This is a genomic window from Salmonella sp. SA15303 (assembly GCF_029962125.1).
GTDB classification, from domain to species: domain Bacteria; phylum Pseudomonadota; class Gammaproteobacteria; order Enterobacterales; family Enterobacteriaceae; genus Salmonella; species Salmonella enterica.
The window spans coordinates 3,173,264-3,190,226 of the sequence record NZ_CP123924.1 but is presented as its reverse complement, the minus strand read 5'-3'; the positions used below and the strand labels follow the sequence as shown (position 1 = coordinate 3,190,226).

The 16,963-nt window shown below is 49.8% G+C and carries 19 protein-coding genes, 5 tRNA genes and 2 other RNA genes; 21 read left to right on the top strand and 5 right to left on the bottom strand.

Annotated features, from left to right (window positions below):
* Positions 1-4 precede the first annotated feature (4 nt).
* From cydB to pnuC, 19 genes are all read left to right on the top strand, one after another.
* Positions 5-1,144: a cytochrome d ubiquinol oxidase subunit II gene (gene cydB, locus QEN31_RS15760; protein WP_000568258.1), complete on the top strand. Its 1,140-nt coding sequence runs from the start codon at positions 5-7 to the stop codon at positions 1,142-1,144.
* Between the two features lie 14 nt (positions 1,145-1,158).
* Complete coding sequence (gene cydX, locus QEN31_RS15755) at positions 1,159-1,272, top strand: cytochrome bd-I oxidase subunit CydX (protein WP_000270278.1); 114 nt, start codon at positions 1,159-1,161, stop codon at positions 1,270-1,272.
* On the top strand, positions 1,272-1,565 hold the full coding sequence (gene ybgE / locus QEN31_RS15750; RefSeq protein WP_000148790.1) for a cyd operon protein YbgE: 294 nt from the start codon (positions 1,272-1,274) through the stop codon (positions 1,563-1,565). The genes cydX and ybgE overlap by 1 nt, the downstream gene beginning before the upstream one ends.
* A gap of 228 nt (positions 1,566-1,793) precedes the next feature.
* Positions 1,794-2,198, top strand: coding sequence for a tol-pal system-associated acyl-CoA thioesterase (gene ybgC, locus QEN31_RS15745; protein WP_001046240.1), 405 nt, complete (start codon positions 1,794-1,796; stop codon positions 2,196-2,198).
* Positions 2,195-2,887, top strand: a complete 693-nt coding sequence (tolQ, locus tag QEN31_RS15740; RefSeq protein ID WP_000131318.1) for a Tol-Pal system protein TolQ — start codon at positions 2,195-2,197, stop codon at positions 2,885-2,887. The genes ybgC and tolQ overlap by 4 nt, the downstream gene beginning before the upstream one ends.
* Positions 2,888-2,890: 3 nt before the next feature.
* Complete coding sequence (gene tolR, locus QEN31_RS15735; protein WP_000124676.1) at positions 2,891-3,319, top strand: colicin uptake protein TolR; 429 nt, start codon at positions 2,891-2,893, stop codon at positions 3,317-3,319.
* 64 nt (positions 3,320-3,383) lie between these two features.
* A complete protein-coding gene (gene tolA / locus QEN31_RS15730) occupies positions 3,384-4,562 on the top strand; it encodes a cell envelope integrity protein TolA (RefSeq protein ID WP_000030589.1) in 1,179 nt (392 codons plus the stop codon).
* Positions 4,563-4,685: 123 nt separating this feature from the next.
* Positions 4,686-5,978, top strand: coding sequence for a Tol-Pal system beta propeller repeat protein TolB (gene tolB / locus QEN31_RS15725; RefSeq protein WP_001562341.1), 1,293 nt, complete (start codon positions 4,686-4,688; stop codon positions 5,976-5,978).
* A 34-nt stretch (positions 5,979-6,012) separates the two neighbouring features.
* A complete protein-coding gene (pal, locus tag QEN31_RS15720; protein ID WP_001176621.1) occupies positions 6,013-6,537 on the top strand; it encodes a peptidoglycan-associated lipoprotein Pal in 525 nt (174 codons plus the stop codon).
* Positions 6,538-6,546: 9 nt separating this feature from the next.
* Positions 6,547-7,335, top strand: coding sequence for a cell division protein CpoB (gene cpoB, locus QEN31_RS15715; RefSeq protein ID WP_000097552.1), 789 nt, complete (start codon positions 6,547-6,549; stop codon positions 7,333-7,335).
* Positions 7,336-7,499: 164 nt separating this feature from the next.
* Positions 7,500-7,575: transfer RNA gene (locus QEN31_RS15710), tRNA-Lys, on the top strand.
* A 131-nt stretch (positions 7,576-7,706) separates the two neighbouring features.
* Positions 7,707-7,782: transfer RNA gene (locus tag QEN31_RS15705), tRNA-Val, on the top strand.
* A gap of 3 nt (positions 7,783-7,785) precedes the next feature.
* A tRNA-Lys gene (locus tag QEN31_RS15700) sits at positions 7,786-7,861 on the top strand.
* Between the two features lie 49 nt (positions 7,862-7,910).
* Positions 7,911-7,986: transfer RNA gene (locus QEN31_RS15695), tRNA-Lys, on the top strand.
* Positions 7,987-8,120: 134 nt separating this feature from the next.
* Positions 8,121-8,196 (top strand) — tRNA-Lys (locus QEN31_RS15690).
* A gap of 29 nt (positions 8,197-8,225) precedes the next feature.
* Positions 8,226-8,351, top strand: a non-coding RNA gene (locus QEN31_RS15685) — RtT sRNA.
* 29 nt (positions 8,352-8,380) lie between these two features.
* A non-coding RNA gene (locus tag QEN31_RS15680) (RtT sRNA) lies at positions 8,381-8,505 on the top strand.
* A gap of 294 nt (positions 8,506-8,799) precedes the next feature.
* The gene (gene nadA / locus QEN31_RS15675; RefSeq protein WP_000115347.1) at positions 8,800-9,843 is read left to right on the top strand and encodes a quinolinate synthase NadA; all 1,044 of its coding nucleotides are present in this window, start codon (positions 8,800-8,802) and stop codon (positions 9,841-9,843) included.
* Positions 9,844-9,867: 24 nt separating this feature from the next.
* Positions 9,868-10,587 carry a nicotinamide riboside transporter PnuC gene (gene pnuC / locus QEN31_RS15670; RefSeq protein WP_064239919.1) on the top strand — a complete coding sequence of 240 codons (720 nt, stop codon included), beginning with the start codon at positions 9,868-9,870 and terminating at the stop codon, positions 10,585-10,587.
* Here pnuC and zitB read toward each other — a convergent pair.
* Together zitB and QEN31_RS15660 are read right to left on the bottom strand one after the other, a co-directional pair.
* Positions 10,584-11,522 carry a CDF family zinc transporter ZitB gene (zitB, locus tag QEN31_RS15665; RefSeq protein WP_000951241.1) on the bottom strand — a complete coding sequence of 313 codons (939 nt, stop codon included), beginning with the start codon at positions 11,520-11,522 and terminating at the stop codon, positions 10,584-10,586. The genes pnuC and zitB overlap by 4 nt on opposite strands.
* Before the next feature lie 110 nt (positions 11,523-11,632).
* Positions 11,633-12,019 carry a YbgS-like family protein gene (locus QEN31_RS15660; RefSeq protein ID WP_001623199.1) on the bottom strand — a complete coding sequence of 129 codons (387 nt, stop codon included), beginning with the start codon at positions 12,017-12,019 and terminating at the stop codon, positions 11,633-11,635.
* Between the two features lie 319 nt (positions 12,020-12,338).
* Between QEN31_RS15660 and aroG the strand changes: the two genes are divergently transcribed.
* A complete protein-coding gene (gene aroG, locus QEN31_RS15655) occupies positions 12,339-13,391 on the top strand; it encodes a 3-deoxy-7-phosphoheptulonate synthase AroG (RefSeq protein ID WP_001109234.1) in 1,053 nt (350 codons plus the stop codon).
* Between the two features lie 93 nt (positions 13,392-13,484).
* Here the strand turns inward: aroG and QEN31_RS15650 are convergent, their stop codons facing one another.
* Together QEN31_RS15650 and QEN31_RS15645 are read right to left on the bottom strand one after the other, a co-directional pair.
* Positions 13,485-14,030, bottom strand: coding sequence for a FumA C-terminus/TtdB family hydratase beta subunit (locus QEN31_RS15650; protein WP_000970374.1), 546 nt, complete (start codon positions 14,028-14,030; stop codon positions 13,485-13,487).
* A 14-nt stretch (positions 14,031-14,044) separates the two neighbouring features.
* Positions 14,045-14,890: a fumarate hydratase gene (locus QEN31_RS15645; protein WP_000086830.1), complete on the bottom strand. Its 846-nt coding sequence runs from the start codon at positions 14,888-14,890 to the stop codon at positions 14,045-14,047.
* Positions 14,891-15,019: 129 nt separating this feature from the next.
* Here QEN31_RS15645 and QEN31_RS15640 point away from each other — a divergent pair, with 129 nt between their 5' ends.
* Complete coding sequence (locus tag QEN31_RS15640; protein ID WP_000405924.1) at positions 15,020-15,910, top strand: LysR family transcriptional regulator; 891 nt, start codon at positions 15,020-15,022, stop codon at positions 15,908-15,910.
* Here the strand turns inward: QEN31_RS15640 and QEN31_RS15635 are convergent, their stop codons facing one another.
* On the bottom strand, positions 15,911-16,894 hold the full coding sequence (locus tag QEN31_RS15635) for a LysR family transcriptional regulator (protein WP_021294400.1): 984 nt from the start codon (positions 16,892-16,894) through the stop codon (positions 15,911-15,913).
* Positions 16,895-16,963: the final 69 nt, after the last annotated feature.

The following is a 16,963-nucleotide window of genomic DNA, read 5'->3' as shown; positions in this document are numbered from 1 at the left end:
TCAAATGATCGATTATGAAGTACTACGTTTTATCTGGTGGCTGCTGGTTGGCATTTTGCTAATTGGTTTCGCTGTCACCGATGGGTTCGACATGGGGGTGGGGATGCTCACCCGTTTCCTCGGTCGTAACGACACCGAACGTCGAATTATGATTAACTCTATCGCCCCGCACTGGGACGGTAACCAGGTGTGGTTGATCACCGCGGGCGGCGCGTTGTTTGCTGCCTGGCCGATGGTTTACGCTGCGGCGTTCTCCGGTTTCTATGTGGCGATGATCCTGGTGCTGGCGTCTTTGTTCTTCCGTCCGGTCGGTTTTGATTACCGTTCCAAGATTGAAGACCCGCGCTGGCGCAACATGTGGGACTGGGGCGTGTTCATCGGTAGCTTTGTGCCGCCGCTGGTGATTGGCGTGGCCTTTGGCAACCTGTTGCAGGGCGTACCGTTCCACGTGGATGAGTATCTGCGTCTGTACTACACCGGTAACTTCTTCCAGTTGCTGAACCCGTTTGGTCTGCTGGCGGGCATCGTAAGCGTAGGGATGATCATCACGCAGGGGGCGACTTACCTGCAAATGCGTACCGTTGGCGAACTGCACCTGCGCGCGCGCGCCACCTCGCAGATTGCGGCGCTGGTGACATTAGTGTGCTTTGCGCTGGCGGGCGTTTGGGTAATGTATGGTATTGATGGTTATGTCGTGACATCCGCGATTGATCATCATGCCGCCTCTAACCCGCTGACTAAAGAAGTGGCGCGCGAAGCCGGCGCCTGGCTGGTGAACTTTAATAATGCTCCGATCCTGTGGTTGGTTCCGGCTCTGGGCGTGGTTCTGCCGCTGCTGACTATCCTGACTTCCCGTATGGAGAAAGGCGCGTGGGCATTCCTGTTCTCTTCGCTGACCCTGGCCTGCATTATTCTGACGGCGGGTATCGCTATGTTCCCATTTGTGATGCCGTCCAGCACGATGATGAATGCCAGTCTGACCATGTGGGATGCAACATCCAGCCAGATGACGCTGAACCTGATGACCTGGGTTGCGGCGGTGTTCGTACCGATCATTCTGATCTACACCAGCTGGTGTTACTGGAAAATGTTCGGTCGTATCACTAAAGAACATATTGAAAGCAACACCCACTCTCTGTACTAAGTAAGGAGCTTAAAATGTGGTATTTCGCATGGATTCTGGGAACGCTTCTTGCCTGTGCATTCGGGATCATTACCGCCCTGGCGCTTGAGCACGTTGAAGCGGGTAAAACCGGTCAAGAAGAAAGCTAATGACCCATATTATCGCAAAACTGTATGCGGTAATGGACAAGCGCCCGTTAAGGGCGCTTTCCTTCGTGATGGCGATAGTGCTGGCAGGATGTATGTTCTGGGACCCGTCACGGTTTGCCGCCAGGACCAGCACGCTTGAAATCTGGCACGGATTATTGCTGATGTGGGCGGTTTGCGCAGGCATAATCCACGGCGTGGGTTTTCGCCCTGAATCCGTACACTGGCAAGGGATTTTTTGTCCGCTCCTTGCGGATATCGTCCTTATCGTCGGCCTGATTTTCTTCTTCTTGTGAATAAGAAACCTCCTTAAAAATATAGGGGCTTGCATAAGCCCATATATTTTTACTCTCCCTTAACTTCCCCCCATTCCCAAGCCTCATTCCCACGCGTATAGTAGCAACGTTTAAAAGCTCTACTTTTGTTGCATTACCGGGATGTAAAGTGAATACAAGGCGATATACAACGGCATTCTTGAGGCATTACGGCGGCAAGCGGATGACGCCAACAAAGAGGCTGCAGGGATGAATAAGTATATGTTTCGATGGCCAATTCGAGTTTATTACGAAGACACGGACGCCGGCGGTGTGGTTTATCACGCCAGCTATGTCGCTTTTTATGAAAGAGCGCGCACGGAGATGCTGCGTCACCATCACTTCAGCCAACAGGTGCTGCTGGCGGAGCGGGTCGCCTTTGTGGTGCGCAAGATGACGCTGGAATACTATGCGCCTGCGCGGCTCGACGATATGCTTGAAGTTCAAACAGAAATTACGTCAATGCGTGGCACCGCTTTGGTTTTCACGCAACGCATTGTCAACGCAGAGAACACGCTGCTAAATGAAGCAGAGGTTCTGATTGTTTGCGTTGATCCACTCAAAATGAAGCCTCGTGCGCTTCCTAAGTCTATTGTCGCGGAGTTTAAGCAGTGACTGACATGAATATCCTTGATTTGTTCCTGAAGGCAAGCCTTCTGGTTAAACTTATCATGTTGATTTTGATTGGTTTTTCAATAGCATCCTGGGCCATCATTATCCAGCGAACGCGTATCCTGAACGCCGCTGCGCGTGAGGCGGAAGCGTTTGAAGATAAATTCTGGTCCGGAATCGAACTATCGCGTCTGTACCAGGAAAGCCAGGGGAGACGCGATAGTCTGTCGGGCTCGGAACAAATCTTTTATAGCGGGTTCAAAGAGTTTGTCCGGCTCCATCGCGCCAACAGCCATGCGCCGGAGGCAGTGGTAGAGGGGGCGTCGCGTGCGATGCGCATCTCCATGAACCGAGAGCTGGAAACGCTGGAAACGCATATCCCGTTTCTTGGCACGGTAGGCTCTATCAGTCCTTATATCGGTCTGTTTGGCACCGTATGGGGGATTATGCATGCGTTTATCGCCCTGGGCGCGGTGAAACAGGCGACTCTGCAAATGGTTGCACCGGGTATTGCCGAAGCATTGATTGCCACGGCGATTGGTCTGTTTGCCGCTATCCCTGCGGTTATGGCTTACAACCGACTGAATCAGCGCGTGAACAAGCTGGAACTGAATTACGACAACTTTATGGAAGAGTTCACCGCGATTCTGCACCGCCAGGCGTTTACCGTAAGCGAAAGCAACAAGGGGTAAGCCATGGCCAGAACGCGTGGACGAGGTCGTCGCGAACTTAAGTCCGAAATCAATATCGTACCGCTACTCGACGTACTGTTGGTGCTGCTGCTGATCTTTATGGCAACCGCGCCGATCATTACCCAGAGCGTGGAAGTCGACTTACCGGAGGCGAATCAGTCGCAGGCGGTCAGTAGTAACGACGATCCACCGGTCATTATTGAGGTTTCCGGAGTAGGGCAATACAGCGTAGTGGTTGATAAAGATCGAATGGATCAACTGCCGTCTGAACAGGTGATCGCAGAAGTAAAGCGTCATCTGCAGGCTAATCCGAAAACAGTCTTTTTAATCGGCGGCGCGAAAGAGGTGCCGTACGATGAAATAATTAAAGCGCTGAACTTGTTACACAGCGCGGGCGTAAAATCGGTTGGCTTAATGACGCAGCCAATCTGAAGTCTGCGTCCCGTTGGCTTGAAAGACGGCGAGTAACAGGCGAACAGTTTTTTGGGAACCGAGAGTGTCAAAGGCAACCGAACAAAACGACAAGCTCAAACGGGCGATAATTATTTCAGCCGTGCTGCATATCATCTTATTTGCAGTGCTGATCTGGAGTTCGTTTGATGAGCATATAGAGGCTTCTGCCGGCGGCGGCGGTGGTTCCGCTATCGACGCGGTGATGGTCGATCCTGGCGCCGTTGTGCAGCAGTACAACCGTCAGCAGGATCAACAGGCCAGCGCCAGACGCGCGGAAGAAGAGCGTAAAAAGCTGCAACAGCAGCAAGCAGAGGAGCTGCAGCAGAAGCAGGCTGCCGAACAGGAGCGGTTGAAACAACTTGAGAAAGAACGTTTAGCGGCTCAGGAGCAGCAAAAGCAGGCTGAAGAAGCAGCAAAACTGGCGCAACAGCAGCAGCAACAGGCCGAAGAAGCGGCGAAAGCGGCGGCGGACGCGAAGAAAAAAGCGGAGGCCGAGGCGGCGAAAGCGGCGGCGGACGCGAAGAAGAAAGCAGAGGCCGAGGCGGTAAAAGCGGCAGCGGACGCGAAGAAGAAAGCGGAAGCCGAAGCGGCGAAAGCAGCGGCGGACGCGAAGAAGAAAGCAGAGGCCGAAGCGGCGAAAGCAGCGGCGGAGGCGAAGAAGAAAGCGGAGGCCGAAGCGGCGAAAGCAGCGGCGGAGGCGAAGAAGAAAGCGGATGCCGAGGCGGCGAAAGCGGCGGCGGAGGCGAAGAAGAAAGCGGATGCCGCGGCGGCGAAAGCAGCGGCGGACGCTAAGAAGAAAGCGGCTGCCGAAAAAGCGGCCGCCGCAGAAGGCGTCGATGATCTGCTTGGCGATCTCAGCTCGGGTAAGAATGCGCCGAAAACCGGCGGCGGCGCGAAAGGGAATGGCCAGCCATCGAAAGATAGCGGTACATCGGGCGCTAACGGTGGGGCGACAGGCGCTGATATCAGCGCCTACGCGAAACAGATTCAGGTCGCCATTCAGAGCCGTCTGTATGATGCGAGCCTGTATCAGGGCAAACAATGTGTCTTGCATATTAGCCTGGCGCCGGATGGCTCATTAAAAAGCATTACGTCTGAGGGCGGCGATCCGGCGCTTTGTCAGGCGGCGTTAATGGCGGCAAAAACCGCGAAAATTCCTAAACCGCCAAGCCAGGCTGTTTATGAGAAAATAAAGGATGCCAAACTAGACTTTAAACTGTAGATACTTTTCTTTATGGAAGTTGGAGCAGTTGAGTTGTTACTGGTCCTGGTGGTTTTGTGTATTTGAGTTTGTTAACATTCTGCTAAATTATCGTGGGTCGCAGGCCCAGGTATGGGAGATATGATGAAGCAGGCATTACGAGTAGCATTTGGTTTTCTGATGCTGTGGGCGGCGGTGCTGCACGCAGAAGTCCGTATCGAGATCACCCAGGGGGTGGACTCGGCGCGACCGATTGGCGTTGTGCCTTTTAAATGGGCCGGGCCGGGCGCTGCGCCTGAAGATATCGGCGGCATCGTGGCGGCAGATTTACGCAACAGCGGTAAATTTAATCCGTTAGACCGGTCCCGACTGCCGCAGCAGCCAGCCACCGCTCAGGAAGTTCAGCCTACCGCATGGTCTGCGCTGGGTATTGATGCCGTCGTCGTTGGGCAGGTAACGCCGAATCCGGACGGTTCCTACAATGTTGCTTATCAGCTGGTTGACACTGGCGGCGCGCCGGGAACTGTACTGGCGCAAAACTCTTATAAAGTGAACAAGCAGTGGCTGCGTTATGCAGGCCATACCGCCAGTGACGAAGTCTTTGAAAAACTGACGGGCATTAAGGGCGCGTTCCGTACTCGTATCGCCTATGTGGTACAGACTAACGGCGGTCAGTTCCCGTATGAACTGCGTGTGTCGGATTACGATGGTTACAATCAGTTTGTGGTGCACCGTTCTCCGCAGCCGTTGATGTCTCCGGCGTGGTCTCCGGACGGCTCAAAACTGGCTTACGTGACATTTGAAAGCGGTCGCTCCGCGCTGGTTATCCAGACGCTGGCAAACGGCGCAGTGCGTCAGGTTGCGTCCTTCCCGCGTCACAACGGCGCGCCGGCCTTCTCGCCGGATGGGACGAAACTGGCGTTCGCGTTATCGAAAACCGGAAGTCTGAACCTGTACGTTATGGATCTCGCCTCCGGTCAGATTCGTCAGATAACGGACGGCCGTAGCAACAATACGGAGCCGACCTGGTTCCCGGACAGCCAGACTCTGGCCTTTACTTCTGACCAGGCTGGACGTCCGCAAGTGTATAAAATGAACATTAACGGCGGTGCGGCGCAGCGTATTACCTGGGAAGGTTCGCAAAACCAGGATGCGGATGTCAGCAGCGACGGTAAATTTATGGTAATGGTAAGCTCAAATAACGGGCAGCAGCACATTGCCAAACAAGATCTGGTGACGGGTGGCGTACAGGTTCTGTCGTCAACGTTCCTGGATGAAACGCCAAGTCTGGCACCTAACGGCACGATGGTAATCTACAGCTCTTCTCAGGGGATGGGATCTGTGCTGAATTTGGTTTCTACAGATGGGCGTTTCAAAGCGCGTCTTCCGGCAACTGATGGTCAGGTGAAATCGCCTGCCTGGTCGCCGTATCTGTGATAATAATTAATTGATTACTAAAGGAATTAAAGAAATGCAACTGAACAAAGTGCTGAAGGGCCTGATGATTGCCCTGCCTGTTATGGCAATCGCGGCATGTTCTTCCAACAAGAACGCCAGCAATGACGGTAGCGAAGGCGGCATGCTGAACGGCGCCGGCACTGGTATGGACGCTAACGGCAACGGCAACATGTCATCTGAAGAGCAAGCGCGTCTGCAGATGCAGCAGCTGCAGCAGAACAACATCGTTTACTTCGATCTCGACAAGTACGATATCCGTTCTGACTTCGCGGCAATGCTGGATGCGCACGCTAACTTCCTGCGTAGCAACCCGTCTTACAAAGTCACCGTAGAAGGTCACGCGGACGAACGTGGTACGCCTGAGTACAACATCTCCCTGGGCGAACGTCGTGCTAACGCCGTTAAAATGTACCTGCAGGGTAAAGGCGTTTCCGCTGACCAGATCTCCATCGTTTCTTACGGTAAAGAAAAACCTGCCGTACTGGGCCACGACGAAGCGGCTTACGCTAAGAACCGTCGCGCTGTACTGGTTTACTAAGAGAATTGCATGAGCAGTAACTTCAGACATCACCTGTTGAGTCTGTCGTTACTGGTTGGCATAGCGGCCCCCTGGGCCGCTTTTGCTCAGGCGCCAATCAGTAGTGTCGGCTCAGGCTCGGTCGAAGACCGCGTCACTCAACTTGAGCGTATCTCTAACGCTCACAGCCAGCTTTTAACCCAACTTCAGCAGCAGCTCTCCGATAATCAGTCCGATATCGATTCTTTGCGCGGCCAAATCCAGGAAAATCAGTATCAACTGAATCAGGTGATGGAGCGCCAGAAGCAAATTATGCTGCAGCTGGGGAGCTTAAATAATGGCGGCGCAGCGCAGCCAGCAGCTGGTGACCAGAGCGGGGCGGCAACCACTGCGACCCCCGCCCCGGATGCCGGTACGGCAACCTCAGGGGCGCCGGTACAAAGTGGCGATGCGAATACCGATTACAATGCGGCAATTGCGCTGGTGCAGGATAAGTCTCGCCAGGATGATGCGATTGTGGCGTTTCAGAACTTCATCAAGAAATACCCTGATTCTACTTATCAGCCGAACGCCAATTATTGGCTGGGCCAGTTGAATTACAACAAGGGTAAAAAAGATGACGCCGCCTATTATTTCGCCTCGGTAGTAAAAAACTATCCTAAGTCGCCGAAGGCTGCGGACGCGATGTACAAAGTTGGCGTTATCATGCAGGACAAAGGTGATACGGCAAAAGCGAAAGCAGTTTATCAGCAGGTGATTAACAAATATCCAGGCACTGATGGCGCGAAACAGGCGCAGAAGCGTCTTAACGCGATGTAATGCGTACCATGCGACCAGAAAACGCCTTTTTTCTGGTCGCGTCGTGCGATTCCTAAGCAGTTGAGCCCTCTGCGTCGAAATTTTTGTTGCGCTCAAATCTGAAATCAGTAATATATGCCGCCGTTGCCACGGGATATTAAACAACTCGAAAGCAACGCAAAAGTGGGTCGTTAGCTCAGTTGGTAGAGCAGTTGACTTTTAATCAATTGGTCGCAGGTTCGAATCCTGCACGACCCACCAATCGTTCGGTGGAAACGAGAATAAAACGTGAAGGATGACGTTGCGTCAGCAACGGCCTGTAGGGCGAGGCGAAGCCGAGTCATCCTGCACACCACTAACTTCGGTTAGTCAGTAATATCCAGCGTAGTATCGGGTGATTAGCTCAGCTGGGAGAGCACCTCCCTTACAAGGAGGGGGTCGGCGGTTCGATCCCGTCATCACCCACCACTCGGGTCGTTAGCTCAGTTGGTAGAGCAGTTGACTTTTAATCAATTGGTCGCAGGTTCGAATCCTGCACGACCCACCAATTTTCTAATTGGTGCCGAGTAAAAATATTTCAGGTAGTCCCACCGTATGGGTCGTTAGCTCAGTTGGTAGAGCAGTTGACTTTTAATCAATTGGTCGCAGGTTCGAATCCTGCACGACCCACCAATATACAAGGTGGTAACTGGTAGAGAACGTGAAGGTTAACGTTGCTTTAGCAACGGCCCGAAGGGCGAGGCGAAGCCGAGTCATCCTGCACGACCCACCATCCTGAATGATTGAAGCAGTAACCCTTATCCAAGGGGTCGTTAGCTCAGTTGGTAGAGCAGTTGACTTTTAATCAATTGGTCGCAGGTTCGAATCCTGCACGACCCACCAATGTAAAAAAGCGCCCTAAAGGCGCTTTTTTGCTATCTGCGATATGGAAGATTCGAACCTGCCGCAGGTTCGGGTCTCACGTAGTGAGACAACGGAGCCGCTTGCGGCGACGGCCCGAAGGGCGAGCAAAGCGAGTCATCCTGCACGACCCACCAATGTAAAAAAGCGCCCTAAAGGCGCTTTTTTGCTATCTGCAATATGAAGATTCGAACCTGCCGCAGGTTCGGGTCTCATGCAGTGAGACAACGGAGCCGTTTACGGCGACGGCCCGAAGGGCGAGCGAAGCGAGTCATCCTGCACGACCCACCAATGTAAAAGAGGGCGCTGGCGGCGCCTTTTTGCTATCTGCAATATGGAAGATTCGAACCTGTCGCAGGTTCGGGTCTTGCCTGATGCGCTGCGCTTATCAGGCCTACAGACGGCACCGCTCACGTAGGCCAGATAAGACGTTACGCCGCCATCAGATACGGGGCTACGTAATTATTGTGACTTTCCTTATTGAATCAGCTATCTTGTTTAGCATATAAAACAAATTAACCGATTGTGGCGTTTATTACGCTTTCATTCGGTTGTTTCGTTAAGTCAGTAAAACGAGAAGCCACGATGAGCGTAATGTTTGACCCACAAGCCGCAATCTACCCGTTCCCGCCGAAACCAACGCCGTTGAACGACGACGAAAAGCAATTTTATCGTGAGAAAATCAAGCGGTTGCTCAAAGAGCGCAATGCCGTCATGGTGGCGCACTACTACACCGATCCGGAAATTCAACAGTTAGCAGAAGAAACCGGCGGCTGTATTTCCGACTCACTGGAAATGGCCCGTTTCGGCACGAAGCACGCCGCATCCACGCTGCTGGTAGCGGGCGTACGGTTTATGGGGGAAACCGCCAAAATCCTCAGCCCGGAAAAGACCATTCTTATGCCTACCCTGGCGGCGGAATGTTCGCTGGATTTAGGCTGCCCAATAGACGAATTTAGCGCTTTTTGTGATGCGCACCCTGACAGAACCGTAGTGGTCTATGCTAACACCTCGGCTGCTGTTAAAGCGCGTGCGGACTGGGTTGTGACCTCCAGTATCGCCGTAGAACTGATTGAGCATCTGGATAGTTTGGGGGAAAAAATTATCTGGGCGCCGGACAGACACCTGGGGAATTACGTGCAAAAACAGACCGGGGCCGATGTACTGTGCTGGCAAGGAGCGTGTATCGTGCATGACGAGTTTAAAACTCAGGCGTTGACCCGTTTAAAAAAAATCTATCCCGATGCCGCTCTTCTGGTTCACCCTGAATCGCCGCAGTCCATTGTCGAGATGGCCGATGCGGTGGGCTCCACCAGTCAGCTTATTAAGGCGGCAAAAACGCTGCCGCACAGACAGCTTATCGTGGCGACCGATCGCGGCATCTTCTACAAAATGCAGCAGGCGGTGCCTGAAAAAGAACTGCTTGAAGCGCCCACGGCTGGCGAGGGGGCGACCTGCCGTAGCTGCGCGCACTGTCCGTGGATGGCGATGAATGGCCTGAAAGCCATTGCTGAAGGGCTGGAGCAGGGAGGCGCGGCGCATGAAATACAGGTTGATGCGGCGCTACGCGAGGGCGCATTACTGCCGCTAAACCGGATGCTGGATTTTGCGGCTACACTTCGGGCGTAAAGACGGAAATCTTTGGGGGAGAGAATGGATTTTTTTAGTACGCACAACATACTGATTCATATTCCGATTGGCGCTGGCGGGTACGATCTCTCGTGGATCGAAGCGGTAGGAACCATCGCCGGCCTGCTCTGTATTTGGCTTGCCAGTCTGGAGAAGATCAGCAACTACTTTTTTGGACTGGTTAACGTTACCCTGTTTGCGATTATTTTCTTTCAGATCCAGCTTTATGCCAGCCTGTTGCTGCAACTCTTTTTCTTTGCCGCCAATATTTATGGCTGGTATGCGTGGTCGCGGCAAACAAAGGATAATCAAGCCGAGCTTAAAATCCGCTGGCTGCCGTTGCCAAAAGCAATGGCATGGCTGGCGATATGTGTGATAGCTATCGGTTTGATGACGCGATATATCGATCCCGTATTCGCCGTCCTGACGCGCGTGGCCGTCGCCATTATGCAGATGCTGGGGTTACAGGTGACAATGCCTGTACTGCAACCGGACGCTTTCCCGTTCTGGGACTCTTGCATGATGGTGCTGTCTATCGTGGCGATGATTTTGATGACACGCAAATATGTCGAAAACTGGCTCCTGTGGGTGATAATCAACGTAATCAGTGTGGTGATTTTTGCTTTGCAGGGCGTCTATGCGATGTCGCTGGAATATCTGATCCTGACATTGATCGCCGTGAACGGTAGTCGCCTGTGGATAAACAGCGCGCGGGAGCGAGGATCGCGCGCGCTTTCCCGTTAATGGTGATGAACATGCCCGGATGGCGTCTGATTCAGATGACAGTCCGGGCCGTGACACACTTGATATTCCATCTGAATCGTAGCGTGCGCAATATGGTATTCGTGCATCAGGAAATCCTGGATACGTTCCAGCAGCGCATCATGGTCGTGTGGCGGAATGACCTGAGCGTGCAATGTCATGACCGGTTTTTCGCCGACCATCCAGACATGCACATGGTGTACGTTACGGACTTCGGGGATTTCCCGGCTTAAATGGCGCTGTAAGGCATTAATATCCAGCGAAACCGGCGCGCCTTCCAGCAATTCGTTGACGCTATCTTTTAACAAACGCCAGGCGCTGCGTAACACCAGTACCGAAACCAGAATAGAGAGAATCGGGTCCGCTGGCGTCCAGCCCGTCCAGATAATGATCAGCGCGGCGACTATTGCGCCGACGGAACCCAGCAAATCGCCCATCACATGTAGCGCGGCAGCGCGCACGTTCAGGTTTTTTTCATCGCTTCCCCGATGGAGAATCCAGAACGCAAACAGGTTCGCCAACAGACCCGCAACCGCAATCACCATCATCAGATTGCCCGCCACCGGACGTGGCGTGTAAAAGCGCTCTATCGCTTCCCAGACAATGAGAAGGGTAATGACCACCAACGCAATGGCATTCACAAAAGCCGCCAGTGTGGTGAGTCTTAGCCAGCCAAAAGTGTGGCGAACAGTCGGGGGACGACGGGAAAATTGAACCGCCAGCAGCGCAAAGAGAAGGGCCGCCGCGTCGGTGAGCATATGTCCCGCATCCGCCAACAACGCCAGAGAGCCGGAGAATATCCCGCCCACCACCTCAAGGAGCATAAATCCGGCAGTGACGATAAAGGCGAAAAGCAGGCGACGAGCATTATTATCTTTCGGCAGGTGTGAATCGGCATGAGAGTGTGAGTGCGCCATAACGTCATTCCTTTGTTATTCTCATCAATACTGTAGACATCATACTGATTTTTCGCTGACAAAATAAAAAGGAGAGCGAAAGCTCTCCCGTTATCAGACTTTTTTCTGCATTACTGTGTGGTACCGTCGGTTTTGGTATTCACGTCATTATTGACGCCATTACCGGTTTCCACTTTTTTATTAATATCCGGGCAGCGACCGTCTTTACACATGGTATTTTTATGCTCTTCATCCTTGGTCATTCCGTCATGATTCATGGTTGAACCGTCTGGATGCTGCATCGTGCTGTTAGTGTTGCCGTTGGTATTGATGTCGTTGTTATTCACATCATTCGGCGCCACATTCTGGCGGGCGCCCGGGGCAACCTGACCGGCATTTGCCGCCGAGTTCGCCTGGCCATTACTGGATTGCGCGTTAGATTCAGCAGCTAACGCTGCGCCGCTGGCAAGGCCGAGGGTAGCGGTGAGTAAAAGCGTAGTCAGTTTTGTCATTTTCATAAGATGCTCCTGTTATGGTGGATATGTCGGATAACCTCTTCCAACAGTGCACGTGTCAGTCAAATCCTCAAATAAGGGATAAAAAACGTTCGCCGCCGCGGGTTAACGCAGCAGAGAATCTTGCAATAATTCATAAACAGAGTGGTTACAGTTAAAAAGTGTAGGTTAGATCCCATTTTTCGCTACATTTGTGCGTTTTTTTCCTGAATTCCAGGATTATTCCGTTCAAAGTGTAAAAGCCCGTTTACACTATTTAATTGAAGAGATAGATTGGAGGGATTGCATTCATTGGGATAAGTACGGCAACACTGGAATAAACATGAATTATCAGAACGACGATTTACGCATTAAAGAAATCAACGAGTTATTACCTCCGGTCGCGCTGCTGGAAAAGTTTCCCGCCACGGAAAATGCAGCAAATACCGTTGCTCACGCGCGCAAAGCCATCCATAAAATTCTCAAAGGCAATGACGATCGTCTGCTGGTGGTGATCGGTCCTTGTTCAATTCATGATCCGGCAGCGGCGAAAGAGTATGCCGCCCGTTTGCTGGCGCTACGCGATGAGCTTCAAGGCGAGCTTGAAATTGTCATGCGCGTCTATTTTGAGAAACCGCGTACCACCGTCGGCTGGAAAGGGCTGATTAACGATCCGCACATGGATAACAGCTTCCAGATTAACGACGGTCTGCGTATTGCGCGCAAACTGCTGCTGGATATTAACGACAGCGGTCTGCCTGCCGCCGGCGAATTCCTCGATATGATCACGCCGCAATATCTGGCCGATCTGATGAGCTGGGGCGCCATTGGCGCGCGGACTACTGAATCCCAGGTTCATCGCGAACTGGCGTCTGGCCTCTCTTGTCCGGTCGGTTTTAAAAATGGTACTGATGGCACGATTAAAGTCGCCATTGACGCCATCAACGCCGCCGGCGCGCCGCATTGCTTCCTCTCCGTCACTAAATGGGGTCATTCGGCGATTGTGAATACCAGCGGCAACGGCGACTGCCATATCATTCTGCGCGGCGGTAAAGCGCCAAACTATAGCGCGCAGCATGTTGCTGAGGTGAAAGAAGGCCTCACCAAAGCGGGACTGACGCCGCAGGTCATGATCGATTTCAGCCATGCCAACTCCTGTAAGCAATTTCAAAAGCAGATGGAGGTTTGCGCCGATGTCTGTCAGCAGATAGCGGGCGGTGAAAAAGCGATTATTGGCGTGATGGTAGAGAGTCATCTGGTAGAAGGAAACCAGAGTCTGGAAAGCGGTCAGCCGCTGACCTACGGTAAAAGCATTACTGACGCCTGTATTGGCTGGGAAGATACCGATGCGCTGCTTCGTCAGTTGTCGGCAGCGGTAAAAGCCCGTCGCGGCTAAGTTTAGTTTCTATCCTGTAGTGAAGTGCAGGATAGAAAACATATCGGTCCGGTAACAGCCTACCGGACCGGTATTGCCAATATTAATGTATTATTATTTGGCGTACTTAGGTACTTCCTGCTTCTGGAGGGTATTTCCTTCCGAATCAATTCCTACAATGACTCTATAGCGGTCAAAATATAACTTCTTAATGGATTCTGTTCCTAATTCTTCGTAGGCAACAATTTCTACTGATTTAACATGTTTTGTATTAATTGCAGACGCTCCTCCAATCCCGAGTAGCGAAACCCCACCGTATTTTTTACAAAGCTCAGCGACATAATCAGCACGATCGCCTTTGCCAAGAAACGCAGTTGCCCCTTGTTGAAACATCATTTCTACAAATGGGTCCATACGCGCGGCCGTTGTAGGACCGTTGGAGCCAATAGGTAAACCAGGTCTGGCAGGGCAGGGGCCAGCATAGTAAATCGTTTGGTTTTGAAAATCGACCGGTGATTTTTCTCCGTTACTAAGCGCTACTTCGATTTTTTTATGCGCGGCGTCACGGCAGGTGTAAGCAAATCCAGTGAGAAATAATATATCGCCGACCTTAAGAGTTTTCGCTTTCTCTTTAGTCAATGGTAATGTTAATTCCATCATAGCTTCTCCAGGTATTAAATGATTTCACTAGCGTGGCGGCTTGCATTACATTGGAAATTGATTGCGACTGGCAGTGCAGTGATATGGCAAGGATAGTAATCGACATGCACGCCTAACGCCGTAATACGCCCGCCCATACCTAAAGGGCCGATCCCTGTATTATTCACGGCCTCTAATAATTCAGCTTCGAGCTGGGCATAAAGTGGTTTAGCATTGAACTCACCAAGAGGGCGTAATAATGCTTTCTTCGCCATCCACGAACAGTGATCCATCGTACCGCCAATGCCGATACCAATAATATAAGGAGGGCATGGATTGCCTCCTACACGACGGACAGTTTCCAGAACAAAATCTTTTATACCATCAATACCATCGCCGGGAAGCAATGTTTTAAAAGTTCCCATATTTTCGCTACCGCCGCCCTTTGGCATAACGGTAATTGTCACTCGGTCACCATCAACAATTTCAGTATGTAAAATTGCAGGAGTATTATCATTAGTATTAATACGTTCTAATGGATCTGCAACCATGGATTTTCTTAAGTATCCATTTTCATAGCCCTGGCGAACACCCTGGTTCACCTGATCTTTAAGCGGCTTACCTTCCCAGCATACATGTTGTCCAATTTCCATTATAACGATACAAGTGCCGGTATCATGGCAGCATGCAAGTTGTTCTTTTTTTGCATACTCTCCATTATCAATTAATATCTTAATGGTTTCCTTGCCGATCTTTGACTCTTCTTTATCATATGCTTTACGAAAAGAACACATGAGATTATCATCCAGTTCATAACAAGCTTTTTTTACAAGTTTTTCGATAACCGGAATGATAATTTCTGTATTTAATATACGACTCATACTCCCTCCAGTGCTATGTTGCATTGTTTTATCCATTGATCACATTTTCATGATATTCGTATTCATTGTAGGAAGGAAATATGTTATTTTTATTAAATGATAAATTTTATTTATAGTAGTGGAAAATAGATGGAAATTAGACAATTAGAATATTTTGTAAGCGCTTCTTTGTTAGGTAACTTAACCAGAGTTGCTGAGCGGCATTTTGTTTCTCAACCTAATATCACCATTGCTATTAAGAAGTTAGAGACTGAATTAGGGGTGACATTATTTGATAGAAAGAAAAATAAACTTGTCCTTACTGAGGAGGGCATGTTTTTCTTACAAAAAATTGAACCTATCCTTATTGCGTTAAAAAATAGCGTAGCGGAAATGAAAGATTATCGTAATGAAAATGGTGGCATAGTAACTTTGGGGATCCCACCGATGATAAGTTTGTTTCTTTTTTCACCGCTCTTCAAGCATTTCCGGGAGATTTATCCAGAGATGGAACTCTCTCTTGTTGAAGAGGGGACTTTTGGTTTACATGATAAACTTTCTGCTGGAGAGCTGGATCTTGCTATTGTTATTATTAATGACTGTCCAAAAGAATTAGTTACGGTACCATTAATGACTCAGCAGCACGTGGTATGTATGTCAGATAAACATCCCCTGGCAAAAAAGGATAGTATCGATTGGGAAGATCTACAATATGAGCCATTGATACTAATGAAAAAAGATTCCTGGCATAGAAAAACGATTATTGAAGAATGTACAAAGCGAGGAATTCATACACATATTTTTCTATCATCAAACAGGATTCAAACCAACATAGATCTGGTTGCTAAAAATGAAGGAATTTCTTTCATTTTGGACGCTGTCGATCTTAAAGCCGAAAAAGTAATAACCAAGGCCATGACTGAGCCGACTTATGTTACGATTGGTTTGGCCTGGAAGAAAGATAAATATTTATCATATGCAACCAGAGCGTTAATTAAATTCATTGAGGATTATATTAAAGAACATTTTACAATTAAATAATTATATTTGTTCTTCAACAAAAATTTCCCATAGCTCTTCGGCATCTGGAGGCATTCTTTTGGCTGGTCTATAAAGTCTTATTTCTATGGGTACCCATAAATTGCTTTCTTTTTCCGCTGCAGTAACAATAGTTTTAGCCTCTATATCTTGCCTGGCAAGGCTTTGAGGTATCCAGGCAACACCATCGCCAGATCTGACCATTGCCAATAGTGTTGCTGCCAGATCGGCCACAAAGGCAACATTTATATTATGGGTAATTTTGTTAATAGACGCTGTATTTGCTATTATTCTTCCCAGACCTGATTGTGATGAAAAAGAAAGGTAAGGGAATTGAATCTTATTATTTATATTCCACAACGGTTTTAACGTTTCTGAGTCTGGTTTACTGAATGGAATTAATGTATCAAACCCAAGACGAATGCTCATAAAGTTATTTTTATTTAAATTTAGATGCATATGTGGGTGATGGTGACACAGCAAAAATTGTGAATCTCCCTGCCGCATCATTTTTTCGCACGCATTCAATGAGTCAGATAAAAGACGAAATGAACCAAATTTTGCAATTTTATCACTTTGCTTTAACAAGTGCGGTACAAAAGAGAAAGACAAAGCATGCGTTGCTGAAAAAACAAGACTAGGTTGTTTATTACCTGCAGCCTCAAGGGTATCACTTTTCAATGTGTACAAGGAGTGGATCAGTTCGGGAAGCTGGTCTGTAAATACTTCTCCGGCCTTGGTAAGGGTGACTCCCCGTTTACTTCTTTCAAAAAGGGGCGTACCCACCCATTCTTCGAGAGATTGTATCCGACGACTAAATGCGGGTTGAGTCACATATCTTGAGGCAGACGCTTTTGAGAAATTCAACGTTTCTTTTAGAGCCAGACAGTCTTCGAGCCATGTTAGTTCGAGGTGATGCCGATATTGCATAAGCTGCAACCTTATTAGCATTGGATGAGTTTCATTTATATAAGTAGCATTATACACAGACAGATTTTAAGAGGAAATTATTTGATTAAACAGAAACAAAAGCAGTAAGAATATGTTATGCCTTTG